18 protein-coding genes, 1 tRNA gene, 1 pseudogene and 1 other annotated feature are annotated in these 15577 nt (G+C 46.6%); of the genes and pseudogenes, 3 read left to right on the forward strand and 17 right to left on the reverse strand.

The features are described 5' to 3' along the window. Positions 1-242: 242 nt before the first annotated feature. Entirely contained in the window at positions 243-368 is a 126-nt protein-coding gene (locus QUB30_RS15085) for a hypothetical protein (protein ID WP_333334560.1), read from the forward strand. A gap of 72 nt (positions 369-440) precedes the next feature. Here the strand turns inward: QUB30_RS15085 and QUB30_RS15090 are convergent, their stop codons facing one another. The 12 genes and pseudogenes from QUB30_RS15090 to secE form a co-directional block, all read right to left on the reverse strand. Next, positions 441-1430 (reverse strand): tyrosine-type recombinase/integrase, encoded by a 990-nt coding sequence (locus QUB30_RS15090; RefSeq protein WP_333334562.1) that lies wholly within the window; start codon positions 1428-1430, stop codon positions 441-443. Between the two features lie 85 nt (positions 1431-1515). Continuing rightward, positions 1516-1689, reverse strand: a complete 174-nt coding sequence (locus QUB30_RS15095) for a hypothetical protein (RefSeq protein ID WP_333334564.1) — start codon at positions 1687-1689, stop codon at positions 1516-1518. A gap of 303 nt (positions 1690-1992) precedes the next feature. Beyond that, a complete protein-coding gene (locus QUB30_RS15100) occupies positions 1993-2166 on the reverse strand; it encodes a hypothetical protein (protein ID WP_333334566.1) in 174 nt (57 codons plus the stop codon). A gap of 384 nt (positions 2167-2550) precedes the next feature. Beyond that, on the reverse strand, positions 2551-2679 hold the full coding sequence (locus QUB30_RS15105) for a hypothetical protein (RefSeq protein WP_333334568.1): 129 nt from the start codon (positions 2677-2679) through the stop codon (positions 2551-2553). 184 nt (positions 2680-2863) lie between these two features. Beyond that, positions 2864-3709 (reverse strand): annotated as a pseudogene (locus QUB30_RS15110) (IS630 family transposase). Positions 3710-3747: 38 nt separating this feature from the next. Then, positions 3748-3966 carry a hypothetical protein gene (locus tag QUB30_RS15115; protein ID WP_333334732.1) on the reverse strand — a complete coding sequence of 73 codons (219 nt, stop codon included), beginning with the start codon at positions 3964-3966 and terminating at the stop codon, positions 3748-3750. A gap of 183 nt (positions 3967-4149) precedes the next feature. Further along, positions 4150-4539 (reverse strand): 50S ribosomal protein L7/L12, encoded by a 390-nt coding sequence (gene rplL, locus QUB30_RS15120; protein ID WP_333334569.1) that lies wholly within the window; start codon positions 4537-4539, stop codon positions 4150-4152. Between the two features lie 138 nt (positions 4540-4677). Continuing rightward, complete coding sequence (gene rplJ / locus QUB30_RS15125) at positions 4678-5274, reverse strand: 50S ribosomal protein L10 (RefSeq protein WP_333334572.1); 597 nt, start codon at positions 5272-5274, stop codon at positions 4678-4680. A gap of 29 nt (positions 5275-5303) precedes the next feature. Beyond that, positions 5304-5477, reverse strand: a sequence feature (ribosomal protein L10 leader region). A 109-nt stretch (positions 5478-5586) separates the two neighbouring features. Beyond that, positions 5587-6300 (reverse strand): 50S ribosomal protein L1, encoded by a 714-nt coding sequence (gene rplA, locus QUB30_RS15130; RefSeq protein ID WP_333322332.1) that lies wholly within the window; start codon positions 6298-6300, stop codon positions 5587-5589. Positions 6301-6499: 199 nt separating this feature from the next. After that, positions 6500-6925: a 50S ribosomal protein L11 gene (gene rplK / locus QUB30_RS15135; RefSeq protein ID WP_006635588.1), complete on the reverse strand. Its 426-nt coding sequence runs from the start codon at positions 6923-6925 to the stop codon at positions 6500-6502. A 3-nt stretch (positions 6926-6928) separates the two neighbouring features. Then, positions 6929-7567, reverse strand: coding sequence for a transcription termination/antitermination protein NusG (nusG, locus tag QUB30_RS15140; RefSeq protein WP_332953948.1), 639 nt, complete (start codon positions 7565-7567; stop codon positions 6929-6931). Next, on the reverse strand, positions 7564-7797 hold the full coding sequence (gene secE / locus QUB30_RS15145; RefSeq protein WP_172186534.1) for a preprotein translocase subunit SecE: 234 nt from the start codon (positions 7795-7797) through the stop codon (positions 7564-7566). The genes nusG and secE overlap by 4 nt, the downstream gene beginning before the upstream one ends. Positions 7798-7868: 71 nt before the next feature. Here secE and QUB30_RS15150 point away from each other — a divergent pair, with 71 nt between their 5' ends. Beyond that, entirely contained in the window at positions 7869-8063 is a 195-nt protein-coding gene (locus QUB30_RS15150) for a hypothetical protein (protein WP_333070757.1), read from the forward strand. A gap of 58 nt (positions 8064-8121) precedes the next feature. Here QUB30_RS15150 and QUB30_RS15155 read toward each other — a convergent pair. Beyond that, positions 8122-8194, reverse strand: a tRNA-Trp gene (locus QUB30_RS15155). 133 nt (positions 8195-8327) lie between these two features. After that, entirely contained in the window at positions 8328-8711 is a 384-nt protein-coding gene (gene rplS / locus QUB30_RS15160; RefSeq protein ID WP_333037136.1) for a 50S ribosomal protein L19, read from the reverse strand. Positions 8712-8751: 40 nt separating this feature from the next. Here rplS and QUB30_RS15165 point away from each other — a divergent pair, with 40 nt between their 5' ends. Continuing rightward, on the forward strand, positions 8752-10131 hold the full coding sequence (locus QUB30_RS15165; protein ID WP_445300502.1) for an inorganic phosphate transporter: 1380 nt from the start codon (positions 8752-8754) through the stop codon (positions 10129-10131). 45 nt (positions 10132-10176) lie between these two features. On the opposite strand, the gene QUB30_RS15170 is transcribed toward QUB30_RS15165, so the two are convergent. The 3 genes from QUB30_RS15170 to QUB30_RS15180 all read right to left on the reverse strand — a co-directional run bounded on the left by QUB30_RS15170 (position 10177) and on the right by QUB30_RS15180 (position 15564). Continuing rightward, entirely contained in the window at positions 10177-10413 is a 237-nt protein-coding gene (locus tag QUB30_RS15170) for a hypothetical protein (RefSeq protein ID WP_333334576.1), read from the reverse strand. 155 nt (positions 10414-10568) lie between these two features. Continuing rightward, positions 10569-14696: an amino acid adenylation domain-containing protein gene (locus QUB30_RS15175; RefSeq protein WP_333334578.1), complete on the reverse strand. Its 4128-nt coding sequence runs from the start codon at positions 14694-14696 to the stop codon at positions 10569-10571. Between the two features lie 49 nt (positions 14697-14745). Continuing rightward, positions 14746-15564: a HEAT repeat domain-containing protein gene (locus QUB30_RS15180; RefSeq protein ID WP_333334580.1), complete on the reverse strand. Its 819-nt coding sequence runs from the start codon at positions 15562-15564 to the stop codon at positions 14746-14748. Positions 15565-15577: the final 13 nt, after the last annotated feature.

Raw genomic sequence — 15577 nt, forward strand, 5'->3', positions numbered from 1 at the left:
TCGGGAGTTGAGCCCTTAACGGGGCTCAACTCCCGAAACCAAGCGGGGGAAGGGATTGGAATTATTGGAGATGTCTAATTGGTATTATGCTAAAAAAGATAGGCCGCCGAATTGTTACAAGCTAGCCTACCCCAAAAATAATGTTACCCACCTTCTACCAAACCCACTTACAAAAACAACTAACGCGCACCCATTTTAGGTTGATCACAATATTATTGGAGCTTATACAATCGGAAAAACAAATGAGGGGGGAACGCCTCGCACGGGTATTTCCCTATCCAATTACTACTGAAAGTCTTGCCAAGCAAACTACAAAGATTTCTGAACATACCTCAATTAACGATCGCACTCCAGAAGGTTTCCATTAATCAAAGAATGTTTTTAAATTGGCTAGCCTTGAACCTGACAATCGGTAAAAAAAACTGGGGATTTTTTTTGACTCAAAACATCCCATCAAGCATTTCGGTAACGTCTTGCTGGTCGCGACCCCGGTTGTCATCATAGATCATTAAAGTGTCGAGCTTCCGATGCCTGCTGAGTTTTTGAACCTTGCGAACATTACCGTCGGTGGCATCAAGCGCCGCCGTAATTGCACTATGTCGGATGCGGTGAGGAGACATCTGTTTTTTGATACCAGCATTTTCGCTGTGGCGGACAACAATCTTGCGGATACCGTCCCCTGTTAAGCGATGTCCTGAATGAGCAAAGTCAAGCGCGGTGAACAGCGGGCCGTCCCCGACACCTGGTTTAACTTCCAACCAATCAGCGATCGCCTGGACAGTTGCCAGCCCCAAGTCCACGGTTTCCGACTGAGTGCCGCGCCCCTTCCCCAGAATCCGCAAAGTCCGAGTCACTGGGTCAAAGTCACGAACAGACAACTGACTAACCTCATTCCGTCTCAGCGCATTACCCCACAGCAGACGCAGCAAAGCATAATCTCGCTTGCCCGCCAATGTCGCCCGATCGCACTGCCCCAACACCTGCTCAAAAGTCCCCGCATCAACTCCGGTTGTGTCGCGGTACTTGGCGACCTTCTCCCCTTTAATGTCCCCCAGACTGTAGTGGCAGACTCCCAGTTTGCGGCCCATTTCAACCAGCGACTTAATGGCAGCCAGCCGCCGATTGACCGTCGCTTCCTTGAGTCCCTTGTCGATCAGCTTGGCTTTGTACTTCAACACCACCGACACGGCCTGCCGTTCTTCGAGGTGCAAGAATTCCAAAACGCTATCAGGACAAGCGGACTTTCCCGTCATGGTTTTCAGAAAATCATTAACATCCTTCTCGTAGGCACGGCGGGTATTTTCCGATCGCTTATCAGCTAAAAGTTGTTTGAGCACGTCGGGGTCGGTGTCTAAGGTATCAAAATGCCGCTCAATTTTGGCATTTAGGGAAGCTTCAAGGCGGGCTGTTGAAAGTTCAATTTTACTCATTTTACGGTATTGATAACGGATATTTCCGATAACACTAGAACAAAAAGGGGCCCCGTCCATTTTTGTGTGGATGGGGCAACTGGGATTAGAGATTAGTGGGTACTCCCCTGACAAGATAAAATTCCACGGGCACTCCTGACTGGGCAACTGCTGCTAATCGGTAATAGCCATCAATGATTTTGTAATTTTCAGAGAAAATCAGTACCGAGCCAGCTTTCCACTCACCATCTCGCATCGTCTGGGCATAATCTTCAGTCACAGCCTGATCAATCTCCCGTTCCTGTTCGACTCCAAAACAGAGGTATCATGCAGGCCATCGAGCGGGGTAATGGTGACAGGAATCAATTCGCTTCTGTGGCCATCCGGGCTAGCAGAGCGGATAAGAGATTCGAGGTCGTCGTTGCTGTTGTTCATGGGTTTTTATTCCTCTATTATTGGTTGCCTCGCCCCTTTTAGAGATCGTGGCGGTACGCTCGCTTGGAATGTTTAGGCGACTTTTGACACGTTATGTCATATTCAAAGATTTTTAGAAGCCCCATCCGTTTTAGATGGGGCTGCAAATCTAGGCGGCGAACTTCAGCATCTTGAGCATTGCTGAGGCTGTCGCTTGATTTTCACTTTCAAGTACGATCGCCGGTATCGTTTCCCCGGCCCGTGGATTAAGTCGCCGCGCCAGAACTGCCGCATGATATTGCAGGTGGCCGCTGATGACTTTGTACCCGTTACTGTCTCGCACCAGCACGCCTGGGAGTTATCAAGCCGCCGTGAGCCAAACTCAACTCGCCTGCTATTTCTAGTTCGCCCGGATCTTCGTTATTGGTAGGCACATCAGATACTATGCGCTTGATCGAGACTAACGAGAGCATTAGTTTCAAGGTGGAGATCGGCTTAGCCGTAAGCACTCTCCGTAGTTGGTGCGGTAGCATCGGTGTGGCGATCGGTTCTGGGGCGGTCGGAGTTTTTTCGGGTAGTGGTTTTGGTTGTACTAGACAAATGCTAGCATTGTATCTAGTATTTGTCTAGTAATAAAGCGAGTTTTTGTGTCTAGTATTCTCCCCAGTCAATGCTAGTATTTTTGTCTAGCTTATGTACTAGATACCGCTAGCGATGGGAGGGTTCGCTAGGGGTCAGGCAACTGTTGCTGATAGTCTTGGAGCTCGCTGAGTTTGGCTTGTAGCGCTGCGATTTGGGCATTCGTGGCGTCGATTTTTGAGGCGATTTGAGCGAACTTGTTGGCTAACAGAGTCATTGTTCTTCGTCCTTTGGTTGTGTGTGCTGGTTGTGGAGCGTATGTAGCGAGCGGTTTGTGTCGTTTCCGTTTCGCTCTAACAAATACTAGCATAATGTCTAGTATTTGTTAGAGCCTAGACACTAGACAAAAAGCCCAATTAAGATGCTAGATATAGTCATTTCAAATAAGTATGAGACACTCTTCATGCACAATAAGCACGAATAACTTCATCAAGAGACGTGCCAGGAGACGCATACATTTTAGCTCTCTTTAATGCACTAAAATCATGCTCAATATCATTTAAGTCAGGAGAGTATTTTGGTAAAAAAAGTATCTGATGGCCTGCTTCCTCCACCAGGAGCCTAATTGCTGTCTTACGATGAATCGGTGCATTATCCATGATTAATATTGATGGTATTGTTAAAGATGGCAATAAATATAAAGCTAACCACCCTTCAAAACTTTCTGCATTAAAGCGGACTGTAAAGACCATAGGTGCAATCAAGTCCTTGTTTCCTTTTCTTCTTCCTGCTACTAAATTTTCTCTTTTTCCGCGTTTTCCTTGTCTATCCCCATATACTTTTCTCCCTTTTTTTGACCACGCATAAACACAAGCATGAAACTCTTCAAACCCTGACTCATCAATAAATACCAGGCTTTTAGTCCCATGAAGTTTAATTAAATTTCTCAGTGTTTGGTAGTATTGTATTCTTTCTTCTCTATTCCTTTCTCTCTAACGAAATTCTTTTTTTTTCTCGTAATTTTCATTTTCTTTAAGGCATAGCATATGGCACTCGCTCTCACCCCGAATTTCCTTGCTCTTTCTATTAATCTTGCTTCGGGATTTTCTTCTACATCTTTTCTGAGCATTTCCCAGTCTATCTTTCGCTCACGGTGTTCTACCTTAGTGGCAAGGGAGGTCTTCCCTCCCTAGCCATCTGTATATTGTTGCTCTTCCTACTTTAAACAGGGCGGCGGCTTTGGTTATACCCCCTCCATTTTCCACATAATCCACTACTCTTTTTCTTAAATCTAGACTGTCTGCCATTTTTCTGCTCCGAGTTAACAATTTTTCTTGATTTTACATCATCTTGCATTTGTCTCACATTTATTTGAAATGACTATACATCCCACATTCCGCTCCAAAGCCTGACGGAGCGATCGTTGACCCAAACTATCAACCAGCAAATACAAACCCATCACCATTGCCAGAGCCGCCACTGGCTCAGGATTAGTGAGTTGATGGTAAGGTAGTTGCTCGGACGAGACGCACGCCCGCGTTAGAGCCTGACTGTTGACAGGCAAACTTTCGACTCTTCTTAGATGTCAAATGGGTTCTATAAAGAGGTTTTTAACGCGAATACGATATCAGAGGTTAATTACACGCTGCCACATTTGTCGATCGAATTAACCGAAAAAACCTCAGTCTGCACCAGCAAACTGAGGTCTCATAGCGACAGGTTTCAACCTGTCGGCTAGACTCTATGACTACTTGATAGCAATCTTTGCGCCCACAGCTTCAAGCTGTTTCTTCAATTCTTCAGCAGCTTCCTTAGCAATAGCTTCCTTAACTGCCTTCGGTGCGGCTTCTACCAAGTCTTTCGCTTCCTTCAGGCCCAGACCGGTAATCGCCCGGACTTCCTTCAGAATTGCGATTTTCTTGTCAGCAGGAACTTCTTCAAGAATTACGCTGAACTCAGTTTGTACTTCTACTTCAGTGTCAGTCGCAGCAGCAGGGCCGCCCATCATCATCATGCCGCCGACAGGAGCAGCAGCGCTGACGCCGAAAGCTTCTTCGATTTGCTTGACCAATTCAGAAGCTTCGAGCAAAGTCAGAGACTTAAGTTTTTCCAAGATTTCGTCAGTTGCAGTAGACATTCGTTAAACTCCTAGTTCGATTGTAGATTTGGGATTTGGGATTTGAGATTTGCTCATTCATCATTAGTTTTTCGTCTCCAGTCTTCTATCTATTGCTAAATACTAATGACTGAGAACTAATGACTAATTACTAATGACTTATGCAGATGCGCTTTCTGCTACTGCTTCTGCTTCTGCTTCTGGTTGTGCTTCTGGTTGTGCTTCTGCTGAATCGCCGTCTTTTTCAGCATAAGCTTTAAGACCGCGAGCGATCGAAGTAGGAACTTGATTGATACCCACAGCCAACTTGGTTGCGACACCGTTGATAGCGCCAGCAATTTGAGCCATGAGTTGTTCTTTCGACGGCAGATCGGCTAATGCTTTAACATCAGCTTCTTTCAGCACCCGTCCTTCCATTACGCCGCCGCGAAGTTCTGTCTTCTTAGAGACTTTTTGGAATTCTTGGTAAGCTTTAATCGCGCCGCCAATATCTTCTTGCACGAACACAAACGCCGACGTACCCGTCAGCAATTCCTGTATCGGCTGCCAGGTTTCGTTGCCTTCAACAGCAATTCGCATCAGCGTGTTTTTTGCCACTTGGCAACTGCTGCCTTTCGGACGCAAACGCCGACGCAAATCTGTGATTTCAGCAACAGTTAAGCCCGTGTAGTCAATCACGATCGCCAGTTGAGATTCGCTCAAGGTTTGCTTGAGGTCTGCAATAATCTCATTTTTTACTGCTAAACTTTTGCCCATACTTATTTCACCTCCTTTTAGGATCGAAAATTGCCCGTCAAAAACCCCGACCTTCGAGCCGGGGCAGAGAATTAAAAATTAACAAGTCAGAATTAAAAAATAGAAATTTTCTAATCTTTGAGTCTTGAGTTTTTATTTCTTCAGCCTCGGCAGGAAATTAAGCGATCGGCACCTGCGGTCTTCAGCTTATTGATTTTTGATTAGGCTATCACCAGAAGGCAGACATTAGCAAGGGTCTGGCGTAAGTCTTGTAAGAGATTTACACAGACAGCCGAAGCTGTCTTTTACCTTCTGCCTTCTGCTTAATTCTTTCTACGCAGCATCAAGTTTGGTATCGCGCAGGGCACTGATATCGACTTCGATCGACGGGCCCATTGTTGCGGATACGTACAAACTGCGCCAGTAGCGACCTTTAGCACCAGAAGGACGGTTGCGGTCAACAGTTTCTTGCAAAGCATGAAGGTTGACGAGCAAATCTTCCGCTGAGAAAGCTGCCTTGCCAAACATAACATGAACGATGCCAGTTCGATCGGCACGGAATTCTAGTTTACCACCTTTAAACTCGTCGATCGCCTGAGCAATGTCAGTCGTCACCGTGCCACCTTTCGGAGAAGGCATCAAACCACGCGGGCCCAACAACCGACCCAATTTTGCCACCAACGGCATCACGTCTGGGGTTGCAATCAGGCAATCGAAGTCCATCATGCCCTTCTGAATTTCATCGATCAACTCTTCAGAACCAGCAATATCCGCGCCGGCATTCAGAGCTTCTTTAACTTTTTCGCCCTTAGCAATCACCGCAATTCTGACTACTTGACCAGTTCCTTTTGGTAGCGATACAGTTGTCCGCAACTGCTGGTCAGTATATTTCGGGTCAATTCCCAAACGGATGTGAGCTTCAGCAGCTTCGCCAAACTTAGCGGTTGCTGTTTCTTTCAAAAGTTGCAGAGCTTCCAGCGGTAGATAAGGTCTGTCTTCAACTTTCTTTTGAAGTTCTTGCAGTCTTCGCGATACTTTCTTTGCCATTGTTATCTCCTGGGGTCAGTTGATTTTAGAGTTTAGATTTTAGAATTGAGCCGTTTTGGCCATTTCAAATCTAAAACATTTGCGATTCTTAGCGAAGCTTTGCTTCTCCCCCTGAACCGACTTAGGACTTACGATTTGAGCTTGAAGATTTTAGCTTCAAAATCATGAATTACTGACAACTGCCAACTGGCAACTGACTTTAATCCGCGATCGCCACGCCCATATTTTTAGCCGTTCCTGCTACAATTTTCATAGCAGCCTCAACATCATTAGCATTGAGGTCAGGCATTTTGGTTTCAGCGATTTCTCGTAACTGAGCCTGGGTAATCGTCCCTACTTGCTTGCGGTTAGGTTCTCCCGAACCCTTAGCAATACCAGCGGCTTTTTGAATCAAAACCGACGCCGGCGGAGTTTTGAGAATAAACGTAAAACTGCGGTCTTCAAAAACCGAAATTTCTACCGGAACAACTAGACCCGCTTGGTCTGCGGTTCTAGCATTGTACTCCTTGCAAAACATCATAATATTGACGCCGTGCTGACCCAGAGCCGGGCCGATCGGAGGAGCTGGGTTGGCTTTTCCCGCCGTAATCGCCAACTTAATTACTGCAACAACTTTCTTTGCCATTAGTTAGTTCTGTTTCTGAACCTGATTGAACTCCAATTCTACAGGCGTATCGCGCCCAAAAATCGAGAGTAAAACTTTGAGCTTGTTTCGTTCCGGGCTAACTTCAATCACATCACCTTCAAAATCTTTAAACGGCCCGGAAAGTACCACAACGTGGTCTCCAGCAGACATCGATACTTTGACAACTGGTTCTGATTCCTGAGCGTTTCTAAAGATCCGTTCTACTTCCGAATGACTCAGAGGTAGCGGTTTGACGTGACCCCTGCCGCGCCCGTAGCGGCGTTTCTGCTCTGCCCCGACAAAATTAATTACATTCGGGGTATTCTTGATCACCTGCCACGTATCCTCGTCCATAAACATACGGATGAGTACGTAGCCGGGAAAGATTTTTTCATCTGACTGCCGCCTGGAACCGTCTTTGCCGACTTTGATTGCCGGAGTTTGCGGAATTTCGACTTGAACGATGCGATCGGCAACATCCAAAGTTTGAATCCGCTGCTGCAAGTTTGCCTTCACGCGCTTTTCGCAGCCAGAGGCAACTTGAACAGCATACCAGCGAGCATCAATCTCCGGCACATCTGGCGATGCTGCCTGTCCCGTCGCTTCTGTGGAATACTCAGATTCTTCTGATGCAAAAGTCATGGCCCAAACACCTTTCCCGCGCCCCAGTTAAAGAAGTTATCCACCAAATAAATCAGGCTTGCTGAGAGGATTACCATCAAAAGCACGGCCAAAGACTCGCTGATTAACTGCTGCCTGCTAGGCCAAACCACTTTGTCGAGTTCTTCTCTAGTTTCCTTAAAAAAGCCCGCAGGGTTAAACCCAGGCGCCGTTATTTCTTGAGTTTCTTGAGCTTCGTCTTTTTTCGCCACGATTCCATCCCCCTTGCGATTTTAGATTTTAGATTTTAGATAGTGTGAGTGGCCCGCGGCTCTCAGATTTTTTGACACTAACCACTTACGCTCAAGTCCAAAATCTCAAATCCAAAGCCACGACTTTTTTACAAGCCCAACCAATCAACGGCGTAAATGCCGATCGCCGAAACCGACTATCGAGAAGCCACACCGAGCATTTGTTGATGGCATTTTTTGCGAACCGCCCACAAAAATTAATTCTACCCGAAAGTTTGCGGTTTTGACTGTTGCCAGCCAATAATCCGGGCGCTTTCGGGCAGAATTTAAAGTTTGGTGATTCAGCGCGCCCTGGAGGACTTGAACCCCCGACATCAGGTTTTGGAGACCTGCGTTCTACCAACTGAACTAAGAGCGCACAGGTGAGGTTGCTGAAATTCGCTTAACCTCTAGATTTCTATTTTAACACAGTGCGCTCGTAAATGGAAAACTTTTTTTGATTTTTTTCAAGTTCCCATGAACCATGAACCAAGGGAAAGCTGGGTGCATTCCTACAGGGAGCGATCGAACCGCTGTTTGACGCGAGTAGCTTTGCCCACCCGATCGCGCAGGTAGTAAAGTTTTGCTCTGCGGACTTTCCCGCGGCGCATCACTTGGATCGTAGCGATGCGGGGCGAGTGAATCAAAAACACCCGTTCCACGCCGACGCCCTGAAACACGCGGCGGACGGTGATTGTTTCATTAATCCCGCCGTTACGCATGGCAATCACAGTCCCTTCGTAGGGCTGAACCCGTTCTTTGTTACCCTCTCTAATTTTCACGCCGACTCGCACTGTGTCGCCAACGTAAATTTCGGGAACTTGTTTATTGAGTTCTTGCTTGACTCTATCTATTTCTGCCGTCTCGATAGAACGGATTATTTCTGCGCCTTTCATCGGATTTACCAAAACTCACAATCCCTTATCATATATCGAAATGCCCGTTTTATGTCAAAAAATTTCTATGTTAGATACCTCTGGGGTCGTATTTCTGCAACTAGGGGCAATGGCCGCACTCGCCTTGTACGTCGCCGCCAACTTGGGAGCCAACGATGTCGCTAACTCGATGGGGACATCAGTAGGCTCGAAGGCGCTAACGCTGCGGCAGGCAATAATTGTTGCAGGCATACTGGAGTTTTCCGGCGCAGTGCTGTTCGGCCAAGGAGTTTCGGAAACTCTGGCAACAGGAGTTGTGAATGCACAAGTGTTCGCGGCCAAACCGCAAGTATTTTTAATCGGGATGGTGTCAGTGCTGATAGCTTGCGGGATCTGGCTGCAAATCGCTACCAGTCGAGGTTTGCCGGTTTCTTCATCCCATGCAGTGGTGGGCGCGATCGCGGGTTTTAGCTGTGTTGCAGCGGGAATTAATGCAGTTGATTGGCGAACCATCGGCACAATCTCCCTAACTTGGGTGGCGACACCTGTTGCTAGCGGTGCTTTAGCCGCAGTATTTTACAGTGTCGTGAAGTATTCGATTCTCGATCGGCCAGATCCTCTATCTCAAATGCGCGAGTGGATACCTTGGCTGAGTGCAGCAATGCTGAGCGTATTTGGGATAATTGTACTGCCGTCTGTTGTGGATGTTGCTTTGGTGCAGACAGGGGCGATTGCCGCCGCGCACGATCGATTTGGCTGGAATCTGCCAATTCACGATATTGTCATTGGCATTGGAAGTATTGGGGCGATCGCCTTGACACTCAATAGCTGGAAAAAATTAGAATCAGTTGAAAACCCAGAAGGCAGAGGGGAAAAGGCAGAAGGAATAAGTACAAACACCTCCTCCACTCCGACACACCGTCACTCTCTCATCGAGCAACAAATGGCGAGATTTCAAGTCTTGAGCGCCTGTTTTGTAGCATTTTCCCACGGTTCCAACGACGTAGGAAATGCAGTTGCTCCCCTAGCTGCGATCGCCTACATCCGGCGCACAGGTTCCTTTCCCTCAGAAGATTTCAGCGTTCCCCTGTGGATTTTAGTCCTCGGAGGCGCAGGAATAGTCATCGGTTTAACCATCTGGGGCAAAAATGTAATTGCCACAGTCGGCGAAAAGATCATCGAACTGCAACCAAGCGGCGGATTTTGCGCGGAATTAGCCACAGCCACCACAGTCTTGCTAGCATCCCGCTTCGGTTTGCCAGTTTCCACATCCCACGCTTTAGTCGGTGCAGTCGTCGGAGTGGGGCTGATCAAAGCTTGGAAATCAGTACGCTTGCAAACTTTGCTGTCAATTGGTTCGGCTTGGCTGGTGACAATTCCGATCGCAGCAGGTTTGGCTGCTATCATCTTCAGCATCGCGCAATCCATTGGGCAATTTTAGATTTTAGATTGAGGCATTTCAGAACAGTCAACAGTCAACTGTTAACTAATCTTTCTGATTGCCTCGGTTGGGATAAACTCTCGAAGGCAAAAGTTTCCAACCCGCAGCATCTGCACCCCAGTTGCGAAAAATCTTCACAGAAGCGAAAATTTTAGCGAAACGCCAATTATAGCAACGCTTCCAGTCAGCGGGCCACTGGGCGGTTTCGTCAGCGGCTTGCAAAGCTCTGACTTCAGCTTCGAGTGCTGTGGCGTGGCGCTGCATAATGATTTCTAGTTGCAAAAAGTGTTCTTCGGGCGATCGCAATTTTTTTACATCCTAACTACAAACGTGATAACGGTGATTTTACCGGACATCAGATTGCCTACTTCTTCATGACTAATAGCGCTTTTGCACATCAAACCCGGTTGCCGGGCGCAAGCAAGCAAAACTGCCACTCAATCACTTAATTCCTTCTCCAAGCAATGCTTTAGCTGTTGAGCCAGCACCTCGACGCAGGGCTTTCTCAGCATAGTCAGGTGATTCCCAGGAACTCTAATCACCTCTACTTTTTGGGTAGTTAACTCGCTCCAGCCAAGAGTCGGATCTTGATGACCCCTGCTTAGCTTTTCCCTCGATCTAAACAGAGTAATTCGCTGCGGATAAATTTTCGGTACATAGCTGAGAGTTGCTTGACTGTTAGCCTGAAATACAGTAAACATTGAGGGAATTGCCAGCTCGCGCCAGCTTCTTTCTTTTGACTCCTGAGATAGGAGGCTAACCATAACGGCCTGTTTCCAATTCCAGCGATGCAAAAAATTAGCTGCCAAATTAAGCATCTTATTTAATTTCGGAAATTTGGCAGCAATACCGCCACTTTGAACATTTTCCGCAGTAGCCACCAAGCGAAAATAATCTACTACAAAAGGCCAGATAGAGCGCGAAACAGTAGTCAGAATAAACTTGCAACCGTCCCAAAAAGAAGGTTTGTTAGCAGAAACCGGCGCTAAAGTATCCAGCACAGCAAGTAAAGCCACTTCATCCCCCGCTGCGAGCAACTGTTGAGCCATCTCAAATGCAACCAAACCTCCAAAAGACCAACCTCCTAAAAAATAAGGCCCTTTTGGTTGAACGGTACGCAAGGCTGCGATGTAGTCAGCCGCCATGTCTTCAATGCTAGTTAACGGAGAACTTTCGCCGTCAATCCCTTTAGGTTGCAGCCCGTAAAACGGTTGATTTTCTCCTAGCTGAAACGCTAACTCGATATAAGGAAATACCACGCCAAAGATTGGATGGACGCAGAAGAACGGGGGATTTTTACCGCGAGGCTTAATTGCAACTAAAGGCGACCATTCCAGAGAATTTGTTTCTGAAGATAGCGTATCTGCTAAACCTTCAATTGTCGGATTTAAAAAAAGAGCAGACAGCGGCAACTCGCGCTCAAATTGCTGGTTAATCTCATTGATGAGGCGGATTGCCAGCAGGGAATCTCCACCCAAATCGAAGAAGTTGTCGCGAATGCCAACGCACTCTGCGTTGAGGGTTGTGGCCCAAATTTGGGCGAGGGTTGACTCGGTTGGCGTGCGAGGTGCAATGCAGCTTTTATCTATTGAATTGCTAGTTAAAGTTCCCGGTACAGGTAGGCGCAGGCGGTCGATTTTGCCGTTGGGAGTTAGGGGCAGAAAATCCATCGCCACAAAAGCACTGGGAATCATGTAATTGGGCAGTTGTTGTTTGAGGAAATTGCGTATTTCCCCGGGATTAAGGGTCTGATCGGAATTGGGGACGACATAAGCAACTAGGCGTTTGTTGCCAGAGAAATCATCCACAGCAACCGCCGCTGTTTCTTTGACTGCTGGATGCTGAACCAGCAGCGCTTCAATTTCTCCCAATTCTATTCGATAACCGCGAATTTTTACCTGTTCGTCAGTGCGACCTAAAAACTCAATATTGCCGTCGGGAAAATAGCGAGCTAAGTCACCAGTTTTATAAATTCGTTCTCCTGCTTTCTGGCTAAACGGATTAGCAATAAATCGCTGGGCCGTTAATTCGGGGCGGTTCAGGTAGCCTCGCGCCAATCCGCTGCCGCCGATGTACAATTCACCGGGAATTCCCACGGGTACAGGCTGTAAATTTTTATCTAAAATATAGAGTTGAGTGTTAGCTATTGGGCGGCCGATGGGCGGTTTTTTGCGTGAAGCGAAGCTATCCCGCAGGGAATCGCCAATTTCGGCCAAACTTGACCAGACTGTCGCTTCTGTAGGGCCGTAAGCGTTAAAAAATCTGCGCCCCCAAGCCCAGCGTTTAACAAGATCCGGAGAACAGGATTCGCCAGCACTGATGATTGTTTGCAGTGCGGGAAGTTCGGCGTTTGGAAGGACAGCTAGCAGCGAGGGCGGAAGGGTAGCGTGGGTAATAGCATTGTCCTGCAAAAATTGGATTAATGTTTGTCCGGGCAACAAAGATTCTTTCTTGGCACAGTAAAGTGTTGCTCCGGTTCCCAAGGTCATGACAATCTCAAAGATTGAGGCATCAAAACTCAGGGAGGCGAATTGCAAAATGCGGTGATTTGAGTTTAAGTTAAAAGCTTCTATTTGAGCTAGGGCTAAGTTGTAAAGTCCCCGATGTTCGATTAAAACGCCTTTGGGTTTTCCGGTTGAACCAGATGTGTAAATGACGTAGGCTAGGTTTTTTTGTAGGATATTTGTAGTTGGGTTTTCTGGGCTTTGTCGGGCGATAATTTCTCTGTCGGAGTCCAAACACACTACTGCAAAAACTCCGTAATTTTCCGGCTGCGTCAAGTTTTGGGCTAAGTGCTGCTGAGTTACCAAAATCGACACCTGAGCATCTTCTAACATGAAGTTAAGGCGTTCTTGAGGATAAGTTGGATCTAAAGGCAGGTAGGCTGCGCCTGCTTTGATAATGCCTAGCAATCCGACGATCGCATCTAAGGAACGTTCTACACAAAGGCCCACCAAAACTTCTGGTGCTGCTCCCAATTGCTGCAAGTAACGTGCAAGTTGGTTGGCTCGGCTGTTGAGTTGGCGGTAGGTTAACTGCTGGTTTTCAAAGACGGCGGCGACAGCATCGGGCGATCGCGCGACTCGCTCTTCAAATAGCTGATGGAAACACTGGTTTTGCGGATAATCTCTCTGAGTGTCATTCCAATCGATTAATAATTGCTGGTATTCTGGCGCTGTCAGCAAAGCCAAGTCGCTGAGGCGCTGTTTGGGATTGGCAACAATGGCTTCGAGCAGGGTTTGAAAATGTCCCGCCATGCGCGCAATTGTAGCGCTATCAAATAAATCTGTGCTGTAGACGAATTGCCCTTGAATATTTCCTGCATTTTCCCACAAGTGGCACTCTAAATCTAGCTTGGCGGTTCCCGCGTCAAAGTCGATCGCCTCTCCAACGATTCCCGGCAATTCTAGCGCTGCTACAGGAGTGTTTTGCAGGCTGAAACTAACTTGGAATAGGGGGTTGCGGCTCAACTCGCGATCGGGGTGCAATTCCTCAACCAACTTCTCGAAGGGCAAATCTTGGTGGGCGTAGGCTGCCATTGCGACGTTTTTTACCCGATGCAATAGTTCCCGAAAAGTTGGATTTCCTGATAAATCTGCACGCAGCACTAAACTGTTGACAAAAAAACCGATTAATGCTTCTACTTCGCTCAGGTTGCGATTGGCGATCGGCGTTCCTACTGCAATATCTACTTGTCCTGTATAGCGGTACAGCAAAGATTGAAAAGCGGCTAGTAGAGTGATAAATAAAGTCGCGCTTTCTTGCTGGCTCAATGACTTTAGCGCCTCGCTCAAAGCAGGTGATAGTGTTATAAATTGTTTAGCGCCGCGGTAGGATGGAACGGCTGGTCTTTGCCTGTCTGTTGGTAGATTGAGTGTGGTAATTCCGTTTAACTGCTGCCGCCAATAAGCTAACTGGGTTTCTAATACTTCGCCCTGCAACCATTGGTGCTGCCATTCTGCAAAGTCGGCGTACTGCACGGGCAGTGCTGGTAAGTGCGAGATCCCGTTTTTTACAAATGCTGTGTAGAGCGTTCCCAGCTCTCGAATTAGCACTCCAATCGACCAACCATCAGCCACAATATGATGTAAATTCAGCAACAATATATGTTCTGTTTCACTGAGTTGTAACAGCGTTACTTTAAATAACGGTCCAGCGGCTAAATCGAAAGGGCTTTGCGCTGCATCGGTTGCGAGTTGCAGCGCTGCGGTTTCTTGCTGAGTTGGCGAGAGATTTTGTAAGTCGATTGTGGGGAGAGATACGGTTAGAATGGGAGCAATAATTTGTACGAGTTCCCCTTCCAAAAGCGTAAAAGTGGTGCGTAAAGTTTCGTGCCGCTGCACAATTTCGTTGAAGGTTTGCTCTAAGGATCTTAAGTTGAGCGAACCTGTTAAGCGGAGCGCTGTTGAGACATTGTAGAAAGGATTGCCCGGTGCTAATTGATTGAGGAACCAAAGCCGCTGCTGAGCAAATGAGGCCGGGAAGACGAAAACATCTGTTTCTTGCTCGAAATTGAGTTTTTTATCATCAGTTTTGAGGCAGTTGTTTTCGATGTTGTAGCTCATTAGCGATCTTAACTCACTCATAATTAATTCTGCCCCAATTCAGATAATCTCAAACTATTTTTATTTTTTTTATAAATCTTTCTAACTCTTCAATGGTATATGTATGTAAATTGTACTCGTACATATAATGACCAAACTGACTGATAATGTTACCAAAAGGCAAAAATGTGCTAATTTTTTTTAATTCCTTCCTCTGTTGTCTGTACTCCGCCTTAGACATATTTTCTTGATGCTTTCGACGCTGCAATTCTAAATATTGATAATTATATTCTGCTTCTTCTCTGACGAGACGATGTGCATCGCGTCGAAGTCGATCGCATAATTTGTGTGCCCTCAAAAAGTCTTCATCATTTGGCGAGTTGCAACCAAATTTCCCCAACACATCCACGACAGCCCACCGAGTTGTATACCGATCGCTGACTGCCATACTGTCAATTATATCCCAGGAATTATTGATGCCCAGCCAAAATAACTCTCCTATAAGTCTCGGCAGTAAAATTGGGTCTCGAACGCGGAGTTGATAAAAGGCATTAAGCATTACTGGTATGCTGTCGTAGCTGCATATTTTTCCTAGTGTATAAACTGCGTCTTTGCGGATGAAATGGTTATCCGCAAAAAGCAAATTTTCAATTTCTGGGATAATAGCTGACTTTAGCTGGCTTTCCCAAGATTGTCGGCACGTATGATTTTGAGAACAACTCAGGACAAAATCTCTAATAAAAAAACAAGTATCGTTGATAATTTCGCGATCGTTACTTTGGAGGAACTTAATCATAGAATCAACAGCCCCAGGCGATGTAACAACGTCAGCCATGTACTCTGCATCTCCCAAGTAGTTAATATATTTGCGTATTTTAGTCTCAAACATTTTTAATTATTTA

Origin of the sequence: Microcoleus sp. BROC3, from assembly GCF_036702515.1 — a bacterium.
In the GTDB taxonomy this organism is placed as follows: Bacteria; Cyanobacteriota; Cyanobacteriia; order Cyanobacteriales; family Microcoleaceae; genus Microcoleus.